The 23,871-nt window shown below is 39.0% G+C and carries 25 protein-coding genes and 1 pseudogene; 21 read left to right on the top strand and 5 right to left on the bottom strand.

The features are described 5' to 3' along the window. The 4 genes and pseudogenes from DW793_RS14645 to DW793_RS09575 all read left to right on the top strand — a co-directional run. A pseudogene (locus DW793_RS14645) lies at window positions 1-364 on the top strand (hypothetical protein); the annotation flags it as partial. Window positions 365-370: 6 nt separating this feature from the next. Next, the gene (locus DW793_RS09560; RefSeq protein WP_118157828.1) at window positions 371-1,591 is read left to right on the top strand and encodes an antirestriction protein ArdA; all 1,221 of its coding nucleotides are present in this window, start codon (window positions 371-373) and stop codon (window positions 1,589-1,591) included. Then, the gene (locus DW793_RS09565; RefSeq protein ID WP_117865000.1) at window positions 1,588-1,824 is read left to right on the top strand and encodes a DUF6103 family protein; all 237 of its coding nucleotides are present in this window, start codon (window positions 1,588-1,590) and stop codon (window positions 1,822-1,824) included. Before DW793_RS09560 ends, DW793_RS09565 begins: the two co-directional genes overlap by 4 nt. 290 nt (window positions 1,825-2,114) lie before the next feature. Then, entirely contained in the window at window positions 2,115-2,585 is a 471-nt protein-coding gene (locus DW793_RS09575; RefSeq protein WP_242994602.1) for a hypothetical protein, read from the top strand. A gap of 47 nt (window positions 2,586-2,632) precedes the next feature. On the opposite strand, the gene DW793_RS09580 is transcribed toward DW793_RS09575, so the two are convergent. Beyond that, complete coding sequence (locus DW793_RS09580; protein ID WP_117865002.1) at window positions 2,633-3,040, bottom strand: hypothetical protein; 408 nt, start codon at window positions 3,038-3,040, stop codon at window positions 2,633-2,635. 112 nt (window positions 3,041-3,152) lie between these two features. Between DW793_RS09580 and mobP3 the strand changes: the two genes are divergently transcribed. The 4 genes from mobP3 (at window position 3,153) to DW793_RS14650 (ending at window position 7,989) form a co-directional block, all read left to right on the top strand. Then, on the top strand, window positions 3,153-6,029 hold the full coding sequence (gene mobP3 / locus DW793_RS09585) for a MobP3 family relaxase (RefSeq protein WP_117940161.1): 2,877 nt from the start codon (window positions 3,153-3,155) through the stop codon (window positions 6,027-6,029). Window positions 6,030-6,093: 64 nt separating this feature from the next. Then, window positions 6,094-6,864 (top strand): non-homologous end joining protein Ku, encoded by a 771-nt coding sequence (locus tag DW793_RS09590; RefSeq protein WP_117893409.1) that lies wholly within the window; start codon window positions 6,094-6,096, stop codon window positions 6,862-6,864. Then, complete coding sequence (locus tag DW793_RS09595; RefSeq protein WP_117940157.1) at window positions 6,857-7,801, top strand: ATP-dependent DNA ligase; 945 nt, start codon at window positions 6,857-6,859, stop codon at window positions 7,799-7,801. Before DW793_RS09590 ends, DW793_RS09595 begins: the two co-directional genes overlap by 8 nt. Before the next feature lie 38 nt (window positions 7,802-7,839). Then, window positions 7,840-7,989, top strand: a complete 150-nt coding sequence (locus DW793_RS14650) for a hypothetical protein (protein ID WP_181982894.1) — start codon at window positions 7,840-7,842, stop codon at window positions 7,987-7,989. A 56-nt stretch (window positions 7,990-8,045) separates the two neighbouring features. On the opposite strand, the gene DW793_RS09600 is transcribed toward DW793_RS14650, so the two are convergent. After that, window positions 8,046-9,344 (bottom strand): sensor histidine kinase, encoded by a 1,299-nt coding sequence (locus tag DW793_RS09600; RefSeq protein ID WP_117865010.1) that lies wholly within the window; start codon window positions 9,342-9,344, stop codon window positions 8,046-8,048. 4 nt (window positions 9,345-9,348) lie between these two features. Beyond that, the gene (locus tag DW793_RS09605; RefSeq protein ID WP_118157832.1) at window positions 9,349-10,056 is read right to left on the bottom strand and encodes a LytR/AlgR family response regulator transcription factor; all 708 of its coding nucleotides are present in this window, start codon (window positions 10,054-10,056) and stop codon (window positions 9,349-9,351) included. A 238-nt stretch (window positions 10,057-10,294) separates the two neighbouring features. Between DW793_RS09605 and DW793_RS09610 the strand changes: the two genes are divergently transcribed. From DW793_RS09610 to DW793_RS09670, 13 genes are all read left to right on the top strand, one after another. Then, complete coding sequence (locus DW793_RS09610) at window positions 10,295-10,741, top strand: hypothetical protein (RefSeq protein WP_117865014.1); 447 nt, start codon at window positions 10,295-10,297, stop codon at window positions 10,739-10,741. A gap of 188 nt (window positions 10,742-10,929) precedes the next feature. Beyond that, a complete protein-coding gene (locus DW793_RS09615; RefSeq protein WP_118157835.1) occupies window positions 10,930-12,348 on the top strand; it encodes a hypothetical protein in 1,419 nt (472 codons plus the stop codon). A 313-nt stretch (window positions 12,349-12,661) separates the two neighbouring features. After that, window positions 12,662-12,955, top strand: coding sequence for a hypothetical protein (locus tag DW793_RS09620; protein WP_118157837.1), 294 nt, complete (start codon window positions 12,662-12,664; stop codon window positions 12,953-12,955). 179 nt (window positions 12,956-13,134) lie between these two features. Further along, on the top strand, window positions 13,135-13,422 hold the full coding sequence (locus DW793_RS09625; protein ID WP_147342186.1) for a hypothetical protein: 288 nt from the start codon (window positions 13,135-13,137) through the stop codon (window positions 13,420-13,422). A 319-nt stretch (window positions 13,423-13,741) separates the two neighbouring features. Then, window positions 13,742-14,251, top strand: a complete 510-nt coding sequence (locus DW793_RS09630; RefSeq protein ID WP_118157839.1) for a sigma-70 family RNA polymerase sigma factor — start codon at window positions 13,742-13,744, stop codon at window positions 14,249-14,251. 292 nt (window positions 14,252-14,543) lie between these two features. Continuing rightward, the gene (locus tag DW793_RS09635; protein ID WP_118157841.1) at window positions 14,544-17,594 is read left to right on the top strand and encodes a calcium-binding protein; all 3,051 of its coding nucleotides are present in this window, start codon (window positions 14,544-14,546) and stop codon (window positions 17,592-17,594) included. Between the two features lie 44 nt (window positions 17,595-17,638). After that, a complete protein-coding gene (locus tag DW793_RS09640) occupies window positions 17,639-18,130 on the top strand; it encodes a calcium-binding protein (protein WP_118157843.1) in 492 nt (163 codons plus the stop codon). Window positions 18,131-18,466: 336 nt separating this feature from the next. Next, entirely contained in the window at window positions 18,467-18,808 is a 342-nt protein-coding gene (locus DW793_RS09645) for a hypothetical protein (protein ID WP_181988336.1), read from the top strand. Beyond that, window positions 18,802-19,581 (top strand): site-specific integrase, encoded by a 780-nt coding sequence (locus tag DW793_RS09650; RefSeq protein WP_118157847.1) that lies wholly within the window; start codon window positions 18,802-18,804, stop codon window positions 19,579-19,581. Before DW793_RS09645 ends, DW793_RS09650 begins: the two co-directional genes overlap by 7 nt. Before the next feature lie 159 nt (window positions 19,582-19,740). After that, complete coding sequence (locus DW793_RS09655) at window positions 19,741-20,628, top strand: sigma-70 family RNA polymerase sigma factor (protein ID WP_117865024.1); 888 nt, start codon at window positions 19,741-19,743, stop codon at window positions 20,626-20,628. A gap of 47 nt (window positions 20,629-20,675) precedes the next feature. Then, window positions 20,676-22,004, top strand: coding sequence for an NYN domain-containing protein (locus tag DW793_RS09660; protein WP_118157849.1), 1,329 nt, complete (start codon window positions 20,676-20,678; stop codon window positions 22,002-22,004). A gap of 12 nt (window positions 22,005-22,016) precedes the next feature. After that, the gene (locus DW793_RS09665) at window positions 22,017-22,508 is read left to right on the top strand and encodes a hypothetical protein (protein ID WP_117893389.1); all 492 of its coding nucleotides are present in this window, start codon (window positions 22,017-22,019) and stop codon (window positions 22,506-22,508) included. A 220-nt stretch (window positions 22,509-22,728) separates the two neighbouring features. Beyond that, the gene (locus DW793_RS09670; protein ID WP_117865030.1) at window positions 22,729-22,860 is read left to right on the top strand and encodes a DUF3789 domain-containing protein; all 132 of its coding nucleotides are present in this window, start codon (window positions 22,729-22,731) and stop codon (window positions 22,858-22,860) included. Between the two features lie 213 nt (window positions 22,861-23,073). Here the strand turns inward: DW793_RS09670 and DW793_RS09675 are convergent, their stop codons facing one another. Continuing rightward, entirely contained in the window at window positions 23,074-23,286 is a 213-nt protein-coding gene (locus tag DW793_RS09675) for a sporulation initiation factor Spo0A C-terminal domain-containing protein (protein WP_117865032.1), read from the bottom strand. Window positions 23,287-23,419: 133 nt separating this feature from the next. After that, window positions 23,420-23,743 (bottom strand): helix-turn-helix domain-containing protein, encoded by a 324-nt coding sequence (locus tag DW793_RS09680; protein WP_117865034.1) that lies wholly within the window; start codon window positions 23,741-23,743, stop codon window positions 23,420-23,422. Window positions 23,744-23,871: the final 128 nt, after the last annotated feature.

Below are 23,871 nucleotides of genomic sequence, written 5' to 3' on the forward strand. Positions count from 1 at the left end.
ATACGCAGATAACGCAGGACTTATGCTTGGGTATCTGAATTACAACCCTACGGACAAAATGTTCGGTTTCGATTACGATACGCTAGTTTACACGGAGCAAGGCGGTCTTGATACTATGCCGGACGTCGCAGGAATAGGACTGTTTGACGGAAGTCAGCACGGGATATATGTCGGCAACGGCGAAGTCGTCTACAGTTCAGAAACTCTTGGATATGTCACTAAAGAGCCTGTTTCAAATGGCAGCTGGACAAGCTGGTGCACCTATGAGGGAGTGGATTATCCGCAGGAGGTTCTAAACGCCATTAATGAAATCAATAATGTGACGGAAGAAAATACAGAAGAATCAAATGAAGAAACGGAGTGATGTTAAATGAAAATATATTTAAAAGACGGCAATTACACTTTAGCAAAGGACTTCCCAATGAGTGTATTTGAAATACGTGATACGCTTGACAGGCTGAGAAAGTTTCAGAGCCGCGAGGTTTTGTTCAGACTGTCCGAATTTGGAAACACAGAGCTGCCGCAAAGCCTGTGTGGTAAAGAATTTTCAGCGGATATTTACAAGCTTAACCTGTTCGCCGAAAGGTATGAAAAGCTGGAATATCCGGAGGCAGAGGCGTTTAAAAGTCTGCTGAAAGCCAATCCCGAAAGCAGCTTTGACGATATGCTTTTGATGACATACGGTCTGGATTCTGTTCCTGCTTTCCCTTGCGAAGATTATCACGAACTCGGCGAAATGGCAATTGAGAACGATATGCTGTGTGAATTGGAGGACTGTTCCGATGAGATGTTGGAACTGCTCGACCGTGAGCATATCGGACAAATTATGTGCGAGCGTGACGGCGGTATGTTTGCGGACAGCTATTACTGTGTACCGTCCTGCTATGAGAGACCGGATATGAATATTGAGATCGGCGAGCCGGATAAGTGCTTTTTCCGTCTGCTGATCGCGCCTGCGCCGGCAAATGATGAATCCACCGAGCAGTTTGCCCAATGGCTGTCCCTGCCTTGCGATAAAGAAAATCTGAACGACATTGCAAAAGACCTTTGCATAGGCAGAGTTCAGGACATGGTCTATTATGATTTTCAGTCGGCTATTCCTTCGATCACAGAGGAATCGTTTGGCGATATGCGCAGAATTGACGAACTGAATGTTCTTGCTCAAAGGCTGTCAGAACTTTCAAATCACGATTTTATAAAGCTGAAAGCGGTCACAGAGAGCGAGGAAATATGTGATATTTCCGATACTATGGACTGCATTGAACATCTGTCGGAGTACGAATTTGATATGTTTGTTTCCGATGAAAGCGAGTTCGGCAAGGCTTATCTGACGAAAAATCTTGCTACAAACTTTGATAATTCTGTTCTGGAAGATATAGACTTGCACGACTTTGGTCAAAGTGTTCTGGGACGCAAGGAGGGCGAGATCACTTCCTACGGAGCGATCTCAGGCAGGGGTCAGGAACTGTATTCTGCTATTACTGTTAAGTCGGAACAGCAGCTTACAGAAGATATCAGCGAAGAATTTTCTGATGAAGAACTTGAAGAAGATGAGTCGGGGGATTTTGAGATGGGAGGAATGTTGCTTTGAAGAAGTCAATTTCAATATCGGTCAATGAGGAAAAGCTGTCTGCAATAGAAATGTATCTGGAGCAGAAAAACACAACTCTTGCGGCGGAACTTGAAAAGTATGCGGATCAGCTTTACGGCAAGGTCGTTCCGCAGAATGTGAGAGATTTTATTGATATGATGTCGGACAGAAAGCCTGCGAGAAAGCAGAAGATCACTGCTCCTGCCGAATCGGGGAAACGATCCGAGCAGTAATTCGCCACGGTTCGCACCGTGTGCCCTCGTGTGGCGTTTTCACGGCATGGGTGGGATAACTTTACCCTAAAGGCAGCTGGGGCGAATTTGGGGCGTTTTGTTGCAAAGCTTGAGAATGGCAGGGATCAGATGATTTCGGGTGGGTTTGAGGGGAATTTAATATATTGCTGGTTAAAGTTTTGGCGTCAAAGCCGCCAAAACATTTACATCGGACGAGCAAAGCTCGCCGATTTTGCGAGGTTTTACAAGCCTTGATAAAATGGAGTCAAAAAAGGAGGTTTGCGAAAATCATGGAGTCAAAAGTGCAAAAGGCAAAGAAAAATGCCGATATTGCAGAAGAAAACGATGGTGTCACAGCAGAAAAAATCAAGTTTCCATTGTATGTTTTTCCTGAAACAATGAAAACGGTTGATATTTTATACAAGTCGGATAACTGCTCGTCACGCACGGAGTTTATGGAAAAGGCAATCAGATTTTACTGCGGTTATCTTTTGCAGAACAAACCGGAGCTTGTGGATTATCTTGCTCCGCAGATAGCAACGCTTACAGAGGGAATAGTGAAAGGCACGGAACAGAGGTTGTCCCGTGCTTTGTTTAAGGTTGCTGTTGAGCTTGGAGCAATATCACATATGCTTGCGGCTGTGCATGACATTGACGATGATACGATGATCAAGCTTCGTGCTATGTGTACGGATGAAGTTAAGCGGATCAATGGTATCATTAATTTTGAAAAGGCTGTGAGGTATCAGAGGTCAGAGTAAGAGAAAGCCGTATCGGTGCGATACGGCTGGTACATAGTTTTATCATTTCAATCCAACTGTTTTTTTATCATGTATTTATCCAACTCTGACGTTTCACCCCTGAAAATAAACCATTCAGGAAATCCATCCAATTTGAATCGTATAAATTCATCGACAGTGTGATAAATCTCATCCTTTTCGGGATCGTAATAAGAACTTCTGTTGGCGTAAATCGTAATGCCTGTAAAGTCTTTCTCTGAGTCCATCGGACATTTACATGGAGCATCGTTGTTAGTTGTGATAATATGCTCCTCGGGTCCCTCTTCTGATGGTGATAAATAGAATTCTCCACAGGCAGATAAATTATGCTCCACCGAAAACTGAATCTCATTATTCATATAATCTGCCAGGACTTCTCTATTTATCCTGTAGATAGGTCCTCTCAGAAAGCTTTTTATTCTTGATAACAAGCCCATAACATCCTCCTTGGATTCTTGATATATTATAACACAGTGCGTTTTTACCAACATTACTTAAATTATACCACATCACCGAATAAAAAACAATCCCCAGAAAGGAAGTGATCGCATGCCTCAATCCCAAATAATCGTCACAAGCCGCTACCTGAAAAGCGGTACACAGAAAAGTAAGAACAAGCGAAGAAATTATACAAAATATATCGCAACCCGTGAAACAGTTGAAGTTCGTGATCAAAATACTATTGACAGAAATGATAACGCTACCAAAAACCAACAAGAATTGCTTCGTGATCTGCTTTCAGATTTTCCCGAAGCTAAAAAATATTTGGAGTATGAGGACTATATCGCTGCTCCTACCGTAGAAAACGCATCTGAGCTTATCAGTACGATCATTGAGCGTAACGCAGACATCATCGGAAACCGACAGAACTTTGTCGGTTACATGGCTATGCGACCGGGAGTTCAGAAAAGAGGCTCTCACGGTTTGTTTAATGAAAAAGACGAACCGATCATTCTTGACAGAGTTGCAAACGAAATTGCAAATCACAAGGGCAATGTCTGGTCGCACGTTGTTTCTCTTAGGAGAGAAGACGCTGTTCGTCTTGGTTATGACAACTCTGAGGTATGGCGAGATCTTGTGAAAAGGCATATTTCCGACATTGCAAAATCGCAGCGTATTCCACTCTGCAATCTGAAATGGTATGCCTCTTTTCATGATACAGCTCATCATCCCCATATTCATCTGCTTGTGTATTCGACGAATCCAAAGCAGGGATTTTTAACCGCTAAGGGCATAGATCAGATACGTTCAGCCTTTGCAAATGACATATTCCATGACGATTTGCAGTCAATATATCAGAAGCAGACTTTAAGCCGTGACGAATTGAAAGCTGTATCCAAAACAGAGTTTGAAAGTATCGTCAGAAAAATTCAGCAAGGCGGTTTTGACAATCCGCAGCTTGAAAATTTTATCCTTAAACTACATTCTCAGTTACAGAATGTAAAAGGCAAAAAAGTGTATGGATATCTTCCTCCCGATGTCAAGGAAACGGTCAACAATATATTTTCGGAGCTTGCAAAAGATGAGAATGTCCATCAGCTCTATGAAAAATGGTGCAGCTTGGAGCATTTGAAATACAAGACCTATACGCAAAAGGAAAAAGAACTGCCTTCACTTACCGACAATAAGGTTTTTCAGCCCGTGCGGAATATGATAATCAGAACCGTGCTTGATATGAATAACCCTATAGTCGAAGAACCCGAACCTACCGAACAATCCGAAGATACCTCTGATAGTCCGCCTGTAGAAATATCTCCGCAGTTTGATGAATCTGAGCAATCCGAAAATGATAATATAATATTTTCAGATAACGATGATCTTACAGTCGAAGATTTCATTTGGAGTGATGAAAATACAGTAACGGTTGATATTGATGATGTTCCTCAAAGCAAATATTATTTAAAGTGGAGTAGTTCGTACAAAGAAGCCTGCAAACTGATTTACAATAAGCAATCAAAGCTTGAAGATTTCAAAAAAGCAGAACAACTTCTGCTTTCAGAATCTCAGACAGGCAATGTTCTTGCTATTCACGATTTAGGAAAGCTGTATTCCACCGACAAGCTTGGTGAAAAGGATGAAGAAAAATCATTTGCATATTACAAAGAGGCATTACAGGGATTTATGGAAACAGAACCCGATTCGGATTTTATGTTTCCCTACGAACCGAAATATGAGGGTCAAATCATGAAACCTGTAGATATGCGTTCTTACGTTTGGTATCGCATAGGCAAAATGCATTGTTATGGGTTAGGTACAGAACAGGACTACAAACAGGCATTTGATTGGTTTTTGAAATCGGCAACAGCGGGGAACAAATTTGCTCAGTACAGTCTCGCCAATTTGTATTACTACGAAAACGGCGTGGAAAAAGATTTGTCGCAGGCGTTTTTGTGGTATCAGAAATCATCTGCACAGGGACAACCTTATGCGTCGTATGCGATTGCTCAGATGTACAATAAGGGTGAATATGTTACTCAAAATGAAGATACGGCGCAAAGGTATTACAATGCCGCATTATCCGGTTTTCTTGAACTCGAAAGCAAGGATCAGGCTGATGATAACCTATATTACAAACTTGGTTCTATGTTTAAAAAGGGACTCGGAACAGACATCAATATGGATAAGGCTATAGATTACTTCAAACGATCTGAAGAAATGAATAACAAGAATGGGTTGTACGAGTACGGAAAGGTGCTTCTGCTCGGAGAAAATATTCCACAGGATATTGAAAAGGCTGTAAAGCTACTTGAAAAAGCAATAAAGCTTGAGAATATCAATGCAAAACGTTTTCTTGCCCTTGAACTTATTTCGGGTGAGCATTTAGATCAGGACATTGACAAAGGACTTGCTATGCTTACAGAGTGTGCCGACAGCAGAGACGCTTATGCCTGTTACAAGCTTGGCAAGATATATTTCAAGGGCGATATCGTGTTGCAGGACTTGGATAAATCAGAGAAATATTTGCTGTCAGCCGAAGATAACGAATTCACACAGTATGCTTTCGGTATACTTTATTTGCAAAAAGAAAAGTATGATATTCTAAAAGCCGTAGACTGCTTTGAAAAATCCGCAGATAAGAATATGTGGTCAAGCTATCAGCTCGGCAGGCTTTATCTTTTCGGAGCAGAGGGACTTGAGAAAGATAAGACAAAAGCAGTAGAGTGGCTCACTAAATCCGCAGACAACGGCAACGAAGTTGCTCAGAATATGCTTAACCACCTTGACAATCTTGAGAATACCATGTTGGCAAATACAATCTTTGGTTTATTCGCAAATCTTAGTAGGTGCATTGAAGAGGACTATACTCAGAAGTATAAGGCAGTCAGACGGACGGTGGACAGTAGGCTGCGGAGAATGATACATCGGAAGAAACAGTCGCTCGGAATTAAGGATGATCAGTCGCAGAGTTATGAGCAATCATATTAACTGATAGTCCTTTAGTATTTCTTGTTATGGAACGGATATACTAACGAAAAAGGAGGCGTTTACAATGGCAGTATCACACAGAGGCGCAATTTCATTCGGTTTAGTCCATATTCCTGTCGGTTTGTATACGACAACGCAGGATAACGATATACACTTCAATCAGCTTTGCAGAGAGGACGGCAGCAGAGTAAAGTACAAAAAGGTTTGCGCATCCTGCGGAAAGGAGATCTCATCAAAGGATATCGTAAAAGGCTTTGAGTACGACAAGGATAAGTTCGTGATTATGACAGATGAGGATTTTGAAAAGGCGAAGTCCGAAAAGGATAAGACTATTCATATCCTGCATTTTACTGATTTGAATTCTATTCGCCCTATTTATTATGATAAGACGTACCACGCAGTTCCCGAAGCCGGAGGAGATAAGGCGTTTGAATTACTTCGTAAAGCAATGAAAGATGAGAATAAGGTCGCTGTCGCCAAAACCGTTATGGGTACAAAGGAAAAATTGCTTACGCTTATTCCTACAGACGACGGTATACTGATTGAAACCATGTTTTTCGCCGACGAGGTAAAGCAAGTTCCGAAAGAGCCTGCACATCCCGAATTAAACGAAGCGGAACTGACTATGGCGAAAACGCTGATCAACACAATGGTCAAGGATTTTGAGCCGAGTTTATACAAGGACGAATATCAGTTCAAGCTGCGTGAAATCATTGAACAGAAGATCGCAGGCAAGGATATTGTTGCCTCCACTCCCGATGTTCAGGTCAATGTCATTGACATTATGGAGGCTCTCAAGCAAAGTCTTGCCCAGGCAGGCGTAAAGAATGACTGATATCTGGGAAACAAAAAATATCAGACCGATGCTGATCGGCACAGAGGGACAACCCTTTGACAGCGATGAGTATATCTACGAATTAAAGCTTGACGGCGAACGCTGTATCGCATACCTTGACAGAGACAAAACGATTCTGAAGAACAAACGAAATATCTTAATGCTGCCGAAAGTACCGGAGCTTGCAGAAATTCATAAGAATGTGAATGTCCGCTGTATTCTGGACGGAGAGCTTGCGGTCATTAAGGACGGCAGACCGGATTTTTTTGAAATACAGAAACGCAGTATGATGAGCAATCCCGTAAAGATAGATATGGCGGCGAAGAAATATCCTGCATGTTTTACTGCGTTTGATATTCTGTATTATGAGAACAGACAGGTAACGGACTTGCCGCTGACTGAAAGAAAAGAACTTCTACAGAAAGCGGTAATATCGGAAAACGGCAGATTTGCAGTATCGAGGTTTATTGAGAAAAACGGTATCCAATTCTATGCCCTTGCCGAACAGCAGGAATTGGAGGGTATCGTTGCGAAACGTAAGGACAGCAAGTATTACTTTGATAAGCGGACTAAGGACTGGATCAAAATTAAGTATTTGCAGGACGATGATTTCGTAGTTTTGGGCTATGTTCCGAAAGAAAACAGTATGAACAGCATTATCCTCGGACAGTACAGTAATGGTCAGCTTGTTTACAAGGGTCATGTTACTCTGGGAGTTGGCGGAGAACCATTCAGAAGAATAAAGACTTTAAATAAAACAGATTGTCCTTTTTCTGAAATTCCGAAAGGCAATGAAAATGCTGTATGGGTAACTCCCGAACTTGTATGTACAGTAAAATATATGATGAAAACCGAAAGCGGCGGTATGCGGCAGCCTGTTTTTAAGGGGCTGAGAGAAGATAAGTCACCGGAGGAATGTATTGATAATATTACTTGAAAAGACGCATATACTAATTACAGATTGGAGTTGATAAAATGTCAAAGGATTCACAGCTTGATCCCAAAGAAGTCAGAAAGATGAAAGCCAAAGGCGGTCATACAATGGCTGAAAGCGCTTTGGACGGCGAGAGCAGAAACAATAAAAAGCAATCCGGCAACCGTCATAAATGCGGTAACGATAAGTAGTAAAAGAACAAGGAGTATATTGTGTGAAACACTCCTTGTTTTTATATATAAATATCTCATAATTTAAGAGTAATATTAAGACAAAACAAACCATTGCCGTTATTTATATCAAAAGTTCCGTTATGCTTGTTAACAGAATTTCGTATATTGTTAATACCAAACCCATGATGTATTTTATCGTCTTTGGTTGTTTTAAGATCGTCATTTTCCTCATTTGTGGGATTACTGATTGAAATAAATTGATATCCCTGTTGTATGTTCAGTTTTATGTCAATTACTTTATGTCCGCCGATCTTACCGCAGGATTCTATGGCATTGTCAAGAGCGTTAGAAAAAATAACGCATAGATCGATGGGATCAAAATCGTGCGTAAACAAACCGTCCAAGCATATTTCTGTATCGCATTCCTTTGCAAACTCAGCTTTTTCTGTAAGGATTGAGTCTAAAATATTATTTCCGCTTTCATACGGTTTTTCTGTCATGGTTTTGGAATTAGATAATTTATTTATGTACTGAACAGCTTCCTCGTTCTTATTTGATGAGATCAAAGCTGATACACATTGCATATGATTAATGTAATCGTGTCTGAAAGAATGAAATTCTTTCTTCATATCGTCTAAGGCTTTATAATGTCGGAGCTGAGTATCTATCTGTTTTAAAAGCAGATCAGATGTGTCTTGAAAATACTTTTTTGACATACTGTTTATAAACAGCAGAAACATGATTGCAAACATTACTATCATTAAAATGAGTAGGAAGAATTCTGAAAATCCCTTTTGAACAGAAATATTGTCTGTTTCAAAGGAAATAAGCGTAACGACTCCTTCCATAATAAAGACACATAAAAGCATCAATATTCCCACCGCTTTAGACGTTGACTTAAATGCAAATCTTAAATTTTTAAACTGCTCTTTTTTATATAAAAAGCAAATCAAGCCAAGAACAAACAGCTGAAATATCATTGAAGTGACCTTGTTTATTGTCAATTCGTTTAAATTCGAGGCTGTAAGCTTAAATATCCATAAGGCACAGCTTTGCATGAGTGAATCCAAGGATATCAGCAGCAAAGGCATATAGAATGAAATAAACCTTATTTTTTTAGTGAAGATAAACGGAAAAACCAAAAAACGCAGATAATATACGGCAAGCAGTACTGTCATCATGAATTTTGATGATTCTGCAAAATATGAACTGAAAATCAGAGTATAACTTCCATGAACAACCGATACGGAGAGCGATTTAATCCAACTGGGTTTAAATTCTTCCAAATCAGCAGATTTGCTTATGAGAATCAGGTTAACAAGCAGAAGCAAGTCCGAGATAATAAAGACGGCATTTGAGATTACAGTGTTCATTATATCAGTCCTTTGTGTTATATCTTACTATGTATTCCTGAAAAGCTTTTTTGAAATCGGTCAGATACCTTCTGCTTATGGAAGCACGTTCGTTGTTATCAAAATAGATAGTTTTATTATCGTGATTTCTTATGTGGAGAAAGCTTACTATACATGACCTGTGAGAACGTGTAAATCGGTCTTTGGGAAGCATCTTTTCAATCTCCTGCATATATCGGCAGCATTCAAGTTGATTGTCAACAGTTCGTATTATAGTGTGCTTGTCTTTTGATTCGACATAAATAATTTCAGATAACCTGACTTTCCACGAACCGTCGTTAGTGTTCAATATGAGAAAATCATCTGTTCTGACAGAATCAAGATAATCGTCGATAGATTTAAACAGATCTTCTTTTTTTATCGGCTTTAAAAGGAAACGAAACGTATTTACCTCAAAGGACTGAAAAACGATTTTAGGAAATGCGGTGAGGAAAATAATAGTAACGTCTGAATTTTTTAATCGCAGATGTTTGGATGTTTCCAATCCGTCAATATCGTCCATCTGATAGTCCATAAATATAATGTCAAACTTCTCAGTACTTGATAAAAGGTCATATCCGGTTTTAAAATATGTAGTTAAAATCGGCTCTTTTTTTAATGTGGAATATTCGTTTAAAAGCGTATATAATTCTTCATATAAAATTATTTCGTCATCACATACGGCAATCTTCATAATTTCGCCTCCCTTTGCTTTTAATTATAACATAGAACTATTAAAATATCAAGTAAAATTTTACAATAAAATCACGCTTAAACTACCGCTCGCGCCGAATTTACGACCGTATTTCAGATATCTGTAGACGAATTGAATAAAAAGATTTATACTACCCCCGAAATGAAAAAACGGGGAGGGATATCAAATGTGGAGATACATCTGGCAGATCATTTTTAAGTAATAGGATGAGATAGTTATGGAAATAATTGAAAAGCAATATTTATCTGTTGAATCGCTGCTGTCATATAGGACAAGATCAACATACAGTAAACTTGATAAGTTGATCGAGCATATATTGGAAAGTCTGAAATTTCTTGAAATGGAACGGACAGGAAATATCATTTTTTCTCTGAAAGAAAATACCTATGGAACGGATGAAACAATACTTGACCTTGAATTTTTTGTTCCTGTCAGCAAGGAGTTTAAAAGCAACGAGTTTTATGTTTATAAGCCGCAGCTTATGCTTTTCAACGCAGTGAGAGCAAGACACTCCGGAACTTATGACACGTTAAAAAATTCACGTAAGAAAATGCAAACATATTTATCCCGGAAGTGTTATCAACCGATAACAGATTTTTACTATTACATTAATAACAGCAATTTAGTGGATATTTACGTAGGGATCAACGGTAATATTGTTTGATATTAGGCGGACAAATTTTTGTCCGCCGTTTCCTTTTTTACGACAAATTCTGAGTCAATATGACCGCTTACGCCGAATTTATGACCGTATTTCAGATATCCATAGACAAATGACATTGTTTATGGTATTTTTTGACGGAGTTTGATCAACAAAATTCATATAATATTCGAGGATTTAAGGAGGAATTTATGGGCAGATTTTTTTCATTGGTTCAAATAAAGAATAACGGCAGCAGAGAACAGTTTTTAAAAGCATTTTGTGATGTAATGAAAAAACGAAGTCTTGTGCCATGCTCTGAGAAAGAATCAAGCGTAAGTTATATTCTTGCTTTTTCAGAAAGCGGCAAATGGGTAACACTTGCTTCTAAGGAGTACAGGGACAATCCCAAACAGGTCAAGGACGACGCCAAACAGACAGCTGCGGAAATGAAAACAAGCAGTTTCAGCATGGATGTTGTAGACAGCGACTGGACGTATATTGAACTGCATACCGGGGCTGATGTCCACGATACGGTGATGGTGGGACGTTCCGAGTTTGACGAAGAACATTCGCCGAAAGGCAGACGTGAATGTTGGGAGCCGATTTTAGCTCCGGGAAAAACGTGGGAACAGATCTCTGAAATATGGAACAAGAACGAAGTCTTTGTTGAGGACGCTTTGTACGAAGCAGCTTCCGTGCTGGGAATCGAGCCGAAATATATGGTTTCGGATTATGAGGATTTTGAAAGCGAAGCGGACGAGGATACAAATATTATTCCGATGTTTTTCAAAAAGAAAATTACTGATTCCAAGGTCGACAAGAAAAAGCTTACTTTAAATGCGGCTTTTAAACAGGTTTTTGGTGAAGCTCTTGAACCGTTGGGGTTTGTTAAGGCAAAAACCAAATATCCGCATTATATACGCTTTGTTGATAACAGCTTTATTCAAATCATCGGTTTGAAGAAAGAAAGCGAAAATGTTTTTAATATAACAGCTGGAATTGCTACTATATACAGATCGGAAATTAATCTTAATTGCAGTCCGAGAATGAATTGCAATTGGATGATCGGCATTTCGGAGTTCTACAAACGTAGTCACGTATATGATTATGACGGAAAGTACAGAAGTAACATAATGAATTTTGGATTCCCAAAATTTGAAAGCAAAAGTATTATAAACGCATTTGAAAGAGCGTTAAACGAAGTTAAAAAGTGGGTTTTGCCGGAATTTGAAAAAGTACAAACATTGAGTGATGTGATAGATTATCTTTATACTTTTTATTTTTCCGGGCTCGATATTTTTGGACCTGATGTACAGTTTTACAGGCATATTGATGATCGCGACGGGTTATTTTGTTTTGAGCTTGACGACCCATATGAAATTGCCGACAGAAGAGCGAAAAATGCAATTAAACGTGCATTATATAAAGCAGAACACAATATAAACGGTTTTACAGAAGCTGACTATGTCAAATCATGTGAAGATATTAAGCAAAGCAGCAAAGAGAGGAAAGAATATATAGGTAATATTCTCAATAATAAACAACTGCATGATGAAACCATGGCAGAAATAAGACGAAGAAAAGAAAAAAATATCGGGATTCTTAGGTCATATGGGGTGGATATTTAATAACTGTTTATGGTCTTTAGAAAATGCATAAAAAGGGCTCGCAAATATCATAGTTGAAAAGCTTAATTGTGAATTTATTATCTGCCTTGACAGATTGTAGCATATAAGTGCAAACTGCGTCAACAACAAGGGCTAACGCCTGTGCTACGCACATTGTTGACCCAGCTTACACTTATATGCTTGTAGACAATTAAGGCAGAAATGGACAAATATGAACACGTTCATATTTAATTCATAGAAGCCCTTTCTATGTACTTTTTATTTGGCGAACACAAATAACCCATAAAATACAATTTTTAGGAGGATATTATATATGAAAATGAGAGGATTATTTAAAAGACTTATATGTTTTGCACTGGCAATTGGAATTATTTTACCAAATGCTTCGAACTTAATCATCAATGTATGTGCTGACGAGGCAACAATAACCCAATTGATATGGTTAGAACCAATGCCAGGTTTAAATAACGTCGAATATGATGTCATTGCAGAAGAAGAGATATATGAAGAGATAACTTATGAGACTAATTTTTATGATACAACTCATCAATCTGAGAATAATTGGTATCTGCTAAATAAATATGATTTGCTGCCATATACGGTATGAAGCGATTATATTATTACGCAGAAAAAACAAAGTATGTCCATTTGTTATTTATTTTGATATCTTTGGCTGTTTTGGTTTTTCTTTATACTCAGCACGATCGACATAATGACAATGCTATATTAGGAGTAGCCTTTTTATCAATTCTATATAATTCATACAAATTGTCAGATGGGCTTATTTTGTTATATAAAAAAAGAATCTGTACACAAAGGGGACAACAGTATGATGGAAGAATCGTTGGTAAAATAGGGAAAAGTACTTTAAGAGAAGGATACTTCTATAAGTTGATTGTTTTATATGAAAAAGATAAAATAACAACCCCACTAATTCAAGCTAAGTATGTTGAGGCTTTAAAATCAAAAAAATGCATCGTCTATGTATATGATAATAAAGCGTATATTAGCGGATATACACTCTGCGAAAAAGGTGATTCTCCAATAAAAGTTAGAATAGTGGGAGATAAATAATTAGAATATGACGTATTTTTAATCCAAGCGTCTGGTGGGATTCATTCTGATTATTTGCGGTGTAGTAAGCGCAGTTAAAAACCGCAGAGGAATATATTAAAAGTTTACAATTAAATAAACAACAATATAGATTACGGAGTATAACAAAAGCTTTTAAAGCCTTGAGTTTACTCCTTTTTCTTATCAGACCTTTTTGCTTTAACCGCGGGAGGGTCTGTTTTTATGCCCATTTTTAGGACATGGCAATGCAGCATTGCCAAATATCCGTAAGCCTTCGTTTTGATTCAGGACAAGAAAAATCAAAACGGAGGAATGAAAAGTGAAAAATGATTTCAGAAAAATACGGATGGACGATGTAATTGAGATCATAAGGAAAAAAGGATACTACTTTATTCCGGCGGGCAGATTGTACGATAATTTCACAGGACCTAACCGGATCGTTGTTACTGACGATCCTGACTTTGCATTAAGTCATCCCGAGCTTGCTCACATGGTCATTTTAAGCATCGCAGAATTTAAGCCCATGGCAGAGGCATACAACGATTATCTGCGTAATGAGATCAGAGAAATACATAGACACCGCAATTATCACAATGGCGAAGGTTACTATGAAAACGGAGCTGATGAAGAATGTACGTTTTTGAAAATAAGAAATACGGATAGGAATCCGGTTGAAGATAACGTGCTTAAAATGCTGACAGAAGAAAATCTCAGGAATGCAATGAAACAGCTGGGTGAAAATCAGTATCGGAGAATTTACGCTTACTATTTCAAAGGCATGACTTATCGTCAAATCGCCGCAGCGGAGGGCGTTTCGGAGATCAGGTAATTCTTAAAGACGGTTCAAAATCCGCATCCGGCTTTGAAGCACTTGAAGAACTTGATGATAACAGCGATGGAATAATCGATAATAATGACGCTGCTTTTTCTAATCTAAGAGTGTGGATAGACGCTAACCATAACGGAAAATCCGAATCAAACGAACTAAAACTTTAAATGAAACCGGCGTTGTTTCCATTAGCCTTGAACATTCGGAAGTCAGCATTGTAGATGAAGAAACAGGCACACGTATTGCGGAATCGGCAAGCGTTACAATTAACAAAAACGGTGCTGTATCGACTGTGGACATCAGCGAATTCTGGTTCCCTGTAAATTCATCTGATACAACGCAGGACGGAGTGGTAACAGCGGGTAATGTTCCTAATATAATTCAGGCTGTCAATGATGATGAAAGCGGAGAATTACTTGAATTGTTCTATGAATTCAGCGAATCTACGGATATAGTAATGAAACGTTACTATCTAAAAAAGATTCTTTACAAAATCACAGATTCCAAAAACATCGCAATCAACAGCCGAGGTGGAAATATTGACGCAAGAGATCTGCACGTGATCGAGCAGTTTATGGGGCGTGATTTTGAGGGTGTAGGAGGTTCAAATCCGAACTCTAATGCTGCTTCAATATTAAAGGATATATATACAAACATAGAAAATCAGTATTACAATATTCTTAATATGTACTGTGGTCTTGGCGGCTATTTGAATGCAGTTTACGAATACGAGGACGAGAACGGCAACAAAAATCTTAACTTAGAGCTTTTAAATTATATATTTGATGAAAAAGCTGCTGAGGGAGAAAATATTGATTATTTAGTATATGACTTTGGTGTTTATCTCAAGTCGTATGATAAGATCAACGGGACATCATGCTTTACTGATTACAGTAATCACTATTCAGCGAATTATGCGGATATTGTTGAATTAACAAAATCAGGTAACACATATCTTGGCACAGAAGCTAATGATTCGTATAGCGGTACCAACAATAATGATTTCACTTTTGGCGAAGGTGGTAACGATAACCTTCGTGGCGGAAACGGAAACGACGCTATTAGTGGTGGAGCAGGCAACGATATCTTGTACGGAGATTCAGGCAGCGACATACTTATTGGCGGCGAAGGCAGCGACACTCTCGACGGCGGAACAGGTAATGACACACTGAAAGGCGGCTCTGGTGACGATACATACATTTTCGCAAAGGGCTATGGAAACGATACAATAATCGACTCCGAAGGATTGAATACTCTCAGATTCAAGGGACTTAAACCAAGCGATATTCTTGTAAACGGCACAGATGAATACGATGCAGCTATAACAATAAAGGGTACAAACGATACTCTTGTTATCAAGGATTTCCGCAAAGGTGAGGAATACCGTAATTACGATCTTGAATTTAACGGAGTTAAAATGCACGTTACCGATAAGGGCAGTCCGTTCAGACATATCTACGGCGGTAACGGCGACGATGTCCTCAAGGCAGTTGTAGATGATTCGGTTATGCACGCTTTCGGCGGTGACGATACCGTTTACGGCAGCAAGGGTGACGACATTATCTATGGTAACGAGGGCAGCGATACCATTTATGCAGGAAACGGAAACGACTTTGTTTACGGCGGTGCAGGAAACGATATTATTGACGGGGGCGAGGGAAACGACTTACTCTATGGAGGTTTCGGAGACGATACATATATTTTCGGCAAAAATTGCGGTACAGATGTAATAAACGATACCGAGGGTACTTCTGTTATCAAGCTCACGAACGAAGTTTCTCTTGCAGACCTTCGTATCGATTCGGTGGGCGAAGATGTTGTTATCAGTATAAGGGATACCGACGATAAACTCATAATCACAGACTTTAAGCAAAATCCCGATAACTATGTTCTTCGTATAGGAGATGAGGAAATCTCCGTTAAGGATAACATTACAGCAGAAGAAAAAGAGTTCCTTTCGGGTTCGGAAAACTACGACTATATCGTTAATGAGAATAAAACGGTTATCGCAGGCGGAGAAAGCGGAGACAGAATAATCGGTTCCGGCATGGACGAGTATATACTCGGAGATTCAGACAGCGATCAACTTCTTGCAGGCGGCGGAAACGACGTGATTTTCGGAGGTTCGGGAGACGACTACATTAACGGCGGAGACGGAGACGATATAATTGACGCAGGAACAGGCAATGACTTCATTGACGGCGGCAGCGGAAACGACATATATATCTTCAAGCCGGGATACGGCGCCGACTCCATTATGGACAGTGAGGGTGTTAACACTGTTATGTTCGGAGACGGTTTCATCGCCGGAGGCATCAAGGCATACCGTTCCAATTGGAACGATATTCTCATTACCTTTGACGGCTTTGAGGATACTCTTACCATTAAGAATTACTGCATCAGCAAGGAGGCAAGAAACTTCACACTTGTATTTGCCGACGGAACTGTCGTAGAAGCAGCAGATCAGAACAGTCCTCTCAGAACTATTTACGGCACTGACGGCAGCGAGTATATGATCTCCATTTATGAGGATGGCATTACAAAACTCGGTCAGGACGGCGACGATCAGCTTGTAGGCAGCAACGGAAACGACTTTCTCTACGGAGATAAGGGCAGCGACAGACTTACAGGCAACGCAGGAAACGATGTTCTTGACGGCGGTGAAGGCAATGACTTCCTTTACGGAGGCGCAGGCAACGACACATATATTTTCAAAAAAGGCTACGGTACAGATACTATCGACGACGGCGAAGGGACGAATACTATTGAGATTTACGGATATTCAGCAAATCAGATAAAGGCTTACCGTACAAACTGGAACGATATTACCGTTACCTTTGAGGGTTCTGATGATAAGCTTGTGATCGAGGGATTCTTCACTTCCGAGGCAAACAGAAATTTCTATCTTACGTTTAACGGCGGTTCTAAGCTTCACGCAACCGCGTCCAACAGTCCTCTGAGGACTATTTACGGAACTGAAAACAGCGATTACATCGCAGCTATGGACGACAGGGGTGTAACTCTTATCGGAGAAAACGGCAGCGACAGCCTTAACGGAGGAAACGGCGCAGATAAGCTGTACGGAGGTATCGGAGACGATCAGCTTTACGGAAGCGGCGGAAACGATATTCTTGACGGAGGCGAAGGCAGCGATTATCTATATGGCGGATCAGGAAATGATACATACATCTTTAATATCGGTTACGGCACAGATACCATCAGCGACAGCGAGGGCGTCAACACGATCTCATTCGGCAGCGGTATTTCGGCGGATATGATAACAGTTTACAGAACAAACTGGAATGATCTTACCATTACATTCGAGGTATTGAGGACAAGCTGATCATTCAGGGTTACTTTACATTTGAGGATAACAGAAATTTCAATGTGAACTTTGCAGACGGAACAAGATATGCATATGACAGTGAAGAAAATCCGCTGAAACAGGTACACGCAACAGAATATGACGACTGGATGTCCGCATGGAGTGATAACGGTGTTGTCATTCACGGTGACGGAGGAAATGATACGCTTAACGGCGGAGAAGGAAACGATGTTCTGGACGGAGGTGTTGGCAGCGACTATCTATATGGCGGCAACGGAAACGACACATACATATTCGGAATAGGATACGGATCAGATATTGTTGAAGATAATGACGGTGAAAACAAGATCGTTCTCAACGAGATTACGTTGGATATGATAACATTCAGTATTAATGAAAACGGTTATCTGATAATTTCTATCAATGACAGCGAGGACGTTCTTACAATCAAGAACTTTAATTCTGAGTTATTTGCATTTGAATTTGCTGACGGAATTATCGGAACTGTAAATGCTGATACAGCTGAGTTTACGCAGACCATCTTAGAAGATTAATCCAGCGAATTAAATAAGCTTAAATATAAAAAAGCGGCTTCATCGGTGAAGTCGCTTTTTTTATACAAATAAGAAATTAAACCGTCAGACTAAAAAATACCAAGTATATATAGCTTAAAAGGCGCGTACTTTCGGAGGTACGCGCCTTTATTTCGCATATTCAGTTACTATGCGAAACATATTTTAGCTTGTTTTTATGCTGATTTAGATACTATTATATCACAAATTCAAATTAATGTAAACCTTTTTTCGAAGAAAAAATCATAAAATGCGCAAAAAAATACTGAAAACTAAAAAATAAACCGTCAGAAAATCAGTCAGATTGGAGGAATGTTAATGGCTAAAAGAGGAAGTAATATCTATAAACGCAAGGACGGCCGCTTTGAAGGCAGGGTATCTGTTGGATATAAAGAAAACGGAAAGACGAAATACCGCCACGTTTACGGTCACAGCCTTGCCGAGGTCAAGGAGAAAATGGCACAGGTCTATTCGGGAAAGAATACACAGGAACAGTCTAAAAATAAAATGATTGTCAGGGATATCGCAGAGCAATGGCTTGCTGAGAAAAAGCTGACGGTCAAAGCGGCAAGCTATACAAGTTACCGTAATCTGCTCAATAATCATATTTATCCGGAGTTGGGGGAATTCGGTATACCGCGCTTACCAAGCAAATGTTAAACAGATATATGTCCGAACTGCTCGTATCGGGCAGAGAGGACGGCAGCGGAGGACTTTCGGTTAAGACTGTAAGAGATGTGATCGTTGTTCTGAAATCGGTATGCAGCTATGCTCATAATGAGTATAACTTTTCAAATCCTGCCGAGAACATTAAGCTGCCAATAATAGAGAAAAACAGCGACGAGCAGGCTGTTTTGGACAAATACGAAAGAATAAGACTTAAACAGTATCTTATGTATAATCCGGATAGAACCAATATAGGTATCTTGCTTTGCCTGTATACCGGACTTCGTATTGGAGAACTCTGCGCCTTAAAATGGCAGGATATCGATTTCCAAAATGAACAGATCAGCGTAACCAAGACGATTCAGCGTATCTCTTATGATGACGGTACGACGGAGATCGTTGTAGGTTCACCAAAAAGCGTCACATCCGTTCGTGATGTGCCAATACCTGAATTTGTATGTAAGGAGCTGATTAAATTCAAAGGTTCGGCGCATTCATATATTTTATCCGGATACGGAACACCTGTTGAACCGAGAACTATGCAGAACAGGTTCAAGTCAGTTCTTAAACAATGCGGAATTCGTGATATGAATTTCCATTCGCTCAGACATACCTATGCAACTATGTGCGTTGAAAAGGGGTTTGATCCAAAAGCATTAAGCGAGCTGCTCGGTCACGCTGACGTTTCAATTACCATGAACCGCTATGTGCATTCTTCTGCCGAAATTAAGAGGAAATACGTGAGCCGTCTGAATTTTTCGGCATGATTTAAACCGTCAAATTTACAGTCAAAACAATAGAAAACCTGCGTATTTGCGTGGGTTTTCTTGCCTTTTGCTGATAGTAACTGAATATGCGAAAAAGTACTTCAACCATAAATATTATACCCGAAAATAAATGAAAATGCATATCAAGGAAGTAATTTGATGAATATTGACTCAGCTAAAAAGGAAGTGAAAGCGTTTAAAAGAATTGATGAGCGTTACAATGAAGTATATAAACGATGTATAGAATTGTGTCCCGATATGAGGAATTTGGTAGAACAAATAAGTCATATAAATCCGCCAAGAGCAAACGAATATAAGGAATTGTATCTGCGAAAACAAAACGGTGATTCCAAAGCCACAAACAGAATGATTGAAATGTATTTGCGTACAGCGTTGAGATTTTCACTCGATGCAGCCGAGAAAACCTCTTTGCCGTTGGACGAAATATTTTCCGAGGCAGTGATAGGACTTGCTGAATATGTCCAACGATACGATCTTCAAAAGAATAGATTGTTTTCAAGCTATATTATTTCGGGAATCCATCAAGGTATTAACGCATATATCCGTCAGAACAGCAGTTATATCCCCTTGCCTGCGCAGTTTGCCCAAACCGTAGAGATAGTAAAAGCCGAAAAGGAAAAATACAGTTCGGACTCATATTACTATATGTCTAAAAAAATAAGCGAGGTAACAGGGCTCAAGCTGAAAGAGGTGGAATTGGCTCTTTACTATACCGAACCGCCCATTTCCTACGAGGACTACTGTAAACACAGGCATAACATTGCTTATAACGGAGAAAAATATATTATTGATCGTATTTATTGGAAGAATGTCAAGGAAACATTTAAAAACGTTATAAGCGCCTTGACCGAAAGAGAACAGAAAGTGATTCGGCTGAAATATGGATTAAGCCTTTGCGGAAAGCATTCGGTTAAGGAAATTGCTGATATGTTTTATGTAGATAAAGAACGAATAATAAGCATCGAAGAAAAAGCCCTCAGAAAATTAAAACGTAACGAGGAAATAAGAAAACTATGGGAGTTGTAATCATATAATTTTTTTGATATAATAATTAACAGAAAGGAGCGGTGCATATGACAGTAGACACCAAAGAAATAGTAACAACTATCGGATATATGATCGGTGTGAAAAAGAATATATTGGAGCAATGCTTCGGCGAAGAGTATCACGAACTTTTGCAGACTTTGTACGTCAATAAGGAAACTTCGATAATCAGGTATTTGTGTAAGCTTCGTACAACGCTTATGCAGAAATTCAAAAAGACCGACGATGAAATGAGGTTTAATCTGAAAAATCTCAACAGTATGGACTTTTACGATCAGGATAATATAAAGCAGCTTGAAAAATGGGGATTTGAGATAATAAAACCAAATTACCGCTCTGAAAAATATATGCTTGACCTTGCAGGGCTTATTAGCGCAAATATTGATAACTGCTTCGAGTTGTTCCCCGATTGGGTAAACTGGAACTATATTAAGGATTTATTTGTAATACCTCAGTATACGAAAAAAGGCGTTCTTAAAAGTGAATTCAACATATATATGAAAAATATAGAATACTATCCGTTTCAGATGTATATTCATTGGAAACCCGAAGATCACGGCAGCATACTTTATACGGACGGTAAATTTTTAGGTATAATATATAGGCAGCATAACGATATTTTTACCGATTTTACAAAATACAAGGACGCTCACAGCGAAACAAAAAATAATATATATGATTTTATTGACCGCAGCTACAAAACGGCAATTGCAGTCGACTGCGAAAATTCGGACGTATATAAGCTGTACAGCGTTCTGAAAAATCTCAATCAGGATGAATTATCGAAAATAGAAAAAATAGTTTTATATGACGATTATCATACGACAAGCGGATGGGACTGGCTTGAAAAATTCACTAAAATACCGATAGAACACATAGAAGTCAACCGGGTCACCGATCAGAAATCATTGGTAGATATAAAGATGACGGCGGGAGTGTGTACCGATTACTATGAAAATAATATAACGTCCTTTATTTTAGTATCGAGCGATTCCGATTACTGGGGACTCATATCAACCCTTACAAAAGCGGAGTTCTTGGTAATGTATGAACATTCCAAATGCGGACAGGCTATCAAACGAGCGTTGTCGGAGCATAATATTTACTACTGCTCCATAGACGACTTCTGTTCGGGTAATATTGAAGAACTGAAAAAAGCGGTATTGTTCAGCTGTCTTGAAAAATATCTGCCCGAAATCATCAGCCTAAACGGAAAGGAACTGGTAAGGAAAATTTATGAAGAAGCAAGGATCAGCGCAAGCGAAAAGGAAATGGAAAATTTCTACGACAGATATATAAAGACGTTAAGGCTCAGAGTTGATAACGACGGTAATTTTACTGTAGAAATCTGCAAGTAAGGGTGACGCAGCTTGGATAAAATAAATTATGAAGAAATTTATGATCATTGCAAAGCTATCTGCCCGGAAATGCAAAGCGTAATTGAATATGTACGTAATATTTCTTCTTCAAATAAAGAAATAAAAAATACCGTCGACAGACTTAAAGGCGGAGATATGTCCGCAGTAAAAAGATATATTGAGCTGTACATGAAAAAAGCGCTGATGTATTCATTGGCAGCGGCAAAGCAGAGCGGACTGCCTTTGGACGAGCTGTTTTCAGAAGCCGTGTCTGTGGCAGCACAGCGAGCCGTAGATTTAGCGGAACATAATATAAAGAAGGTTACTTTAATGTCTTCAATGTCTTCCGATATAAAAAACAGACTTCAAAAATATATATTTGAATACAATGATTTCTCACGATATGAAATATCAGAACTTAAAGTCGGCTATGACGGAGAAAAACTTATGCTCAAAAAGATATGTACGCCTGAGTTTAACGATCTGCTGAACGAAGCTATGTAAAGTCTGCCTTATAAACATGAGATCATTCTGAATATGAGATACGGAATTAACCGCCGTAAATGCGCAATAAAGCAAATTGCACAGAAATTCAATTTATCGAAGCAAAGTATATATGCTACGGAAAAGAGAGCATTGATTAAATTGCATGAATCAGAAAAATATGCGGAACTGCTCAGTGTATATCTGGATTTTATTTGAATATAGACCGGGAGGAATGTAAATGCTTTGGTTTATCTTGGGCAGTATATTTGGCGGAACAATAACGCTTTTTACGTCAGCATTATGTTTGGCAGCCAAGCAAAATGACGATATAGAGCAAAATAAAGAAATAGAAAATAAGCATAAGAGATAAACTCAGAAATCAATAAGTGCATACCGCATATACGGTTGCATTTTTCATATAAATAAATGCCGTCTGCTTTTCTTCGGCAGACGGCGCCTCTCTATGTCTATATACCAAAAATGTACGGCAAGTCAGCTGGAGCTGGAACAGAAAATGATCGAATACAGGATATGGTATTCGGATAAATAAAAAAATCCGTCTGTTTTCAGGCGGATTTTTCTGTTATTGATTTAAATTACTGCATACTTTGCGGCTTAAATAACGTATCAATTTCTCAGGAGTAGGTTCTTTTCCGTTTTTACAAATTTCTGCCCAGCGTTTTTGTACCTGGGGATCTTTTGACTGCATTGCAGCGTGAATTACAGCTTGTATTTCACGTCTGACCTCTTCCTCTGATACGTTATGTATTTTGGCTACCTGTTTTATTACATTCATAATATGCTGCTCCTTTTATATAACTAATGGTAATCTATATGACTGTTAGTTATTATATCATGAAAACAGTAATAAGTCAATAAAAATAAGACAAAGTCTGTGGTTTTGCACAGACTTTGTAAAAAAACGCTTATTATTCTGCAAATTCAAGCAGAGTTTCTATCACAGCGTAAATACGCTTTTGTTCTTTTGGCGGAAGATTGTTTATTTTATCCAGGACAAGAGAGCTTTTTATTTCATAGCTTGCATTAAGAACGTCGCATAAAAGCATATCTGATGTGATTCCAAGCGCATTTGCAATATTGACCAAAGTATTAAGCGACGGAGTTTTATCGCCTCTCTCAAGCATTCCGATATAATTCGGAGTCAGATCAGCCATTTCAGCAAGTGCTTCCTGTTTTATTCCCTTTTCGATTCTGTATTTCTTTATATTTTGTCCGACAGTTTTCAAATCCATAATATTACCTCACTAACAGTTGTATTCTCTGACTAATAGTATATATTATTTGTTCGGTAATTTACACAAACTAAAAGGAATTTATAACAACTGACAGTTAGATATGACATAGCGGCTTGAAGCCAGTA

The sequence above is a fragment of the Ruminococcus sp. AM31-15AC genome, assembly GCF_003462045.1.
Taxonomy (GTDB): Bacteria; Bacillota; Clostridia; order Oscillospirales; family Ruminococcaceae; genus Hominimerdicola; species Hominimerdicola aceti.

Excerpts from the sequence above, each read along its gene's own strand:
- DW793_RS09560 (WP_118157828.1), top strand. The coding sequence starts at position 371 with ATGAAAATATATTTAAAAGACGGCAATTACACTTTAGCAAAGGACTTC.
- DW793_RS09575 (WP_242994602.1), top strand. The coding sequence starts at position 2,115 with ATGGAGTCAAAAGTGCAAAAGGCAAAGAAAAATGCCGATATTGCAGAA.
- DW793_RS09580 (WP_117865002.1), bottom strand. The coding sequence starts at position 3,040 with ATGGGCTTGTTATCAAGAATAAAAAGCTTTCTGAGAGGACCTATCTAC.
- mobP3 (WP_117940161.1), top strand. The coding sequence starts at position 3,153 with ATGCCTCAATCCCAAATAATCGTCACAAGCCGCTACCTGAAAAGCGGT.
- DW793_RS09590 (WP_117893409.1), top strand. The coding sequence starts at position 6,094 with ATGGCAGTATCACACAGAGGCGCAATTTCATTCGGTTTAGTCCATATT.
- DW793_RS09595 (WP_117940157.1), top strand. The coding sequence starts at position 6,857 with ATGACTGATATCTGGGAAACAAAAAATATCAGACCGATGCTGATCGGC.
- DW793_RS14650 (WP_181982894.1), top strand. The coding sequence starts at position 7,840 with ATGTCAAAGGATTCACAGCTTGATCCCAAAGAAGTCAGAAAGATGAAA.
- DW793_RS09600 (WP_117865010.1), bottom strand. The coding sequence starts at position 9,344 with ATGAACACTGTAATCTCAAATGCCGTCTTTATTATCTCGGACTTGCTT.
- DW793_RS09605 (WP_118157832.1), bottom strand. The coding sequence starts at position 10,056 with ATGAAGATTGCCGTATGTGATGACGAAATAATTTTATATGAAGAATTA.
- DW793_RS09610 (WP_117865014.1), top strand. The coding sequence starts at position 10,295 with ATGGAAATAATTGAAAAGCAATATTTATCTGTTGAATCGCTGCTGTCA.
- DW793_RS09615 (WP_118157835.1), top strand. The coding sequence starts at position 10,930 with ATGGGCAGATTTTTTTCATTGGTTCAAATAAAGAATAACGGCAGCAGA.
- DW793_RS09620 (WP_118157837.1), top strand. The coding sequence starts at position 12,662 with ATGAAAATGAGAGGATTATTTAAAAGACTTATATGTTTTGCACTGGCA.
- DW793_RS09645 (WP_181988336.1), top strand. The coding sequence starts at position 18,467 with ATGGCTAAAAGAGGAAGTAATATCTATAAACGCAAGGACGGCCGCTTT.
- DW793_RS09650 (WP_118157847.1), top strand. The coding sequence starts at position 18,802 with ATGTTAAACAGATATATGTCCGAACTGCTCGTATCGGGCAGAGAGGAC.
- DW793_RS09655 (WP_117865024.1), top strand. The coding sequence starts at position 19,741 with ATGAATATTGACTCAGCTAAAAAGGAAGTGAAAGCGTTTAAAAGAATT.
- DW793_RS09660 (WP_118157849.1), top strand. The coding sequence starts at position 20,676 with ATGACAGTAGACACCAAAGAAATAGTAACAACTATCGGATATATGATC.
- DW793_RS09670 (WP_117865030.1), top strand. The coding sequence starts at position 22,729 with ATGCTTTGGTTTATCTTGGGCAGTATATTTGGCGGAACAATAACGCTT.
- DW793_RS09675 (WP_117865032.1), bottom strand. The coding sequence starts at position 23,286 with ATGAATGTAATAAAACAGGTAGCCAAAATACATAACGTATCAGAGGAA.
- DW793_RS09680 (WP_117865034.1), bottom strand. The coding sequence starts at position 23,743 with ATGGATTTGAAAACTGTCGGACAAAATATAAAGAAATACAGAATCGAA.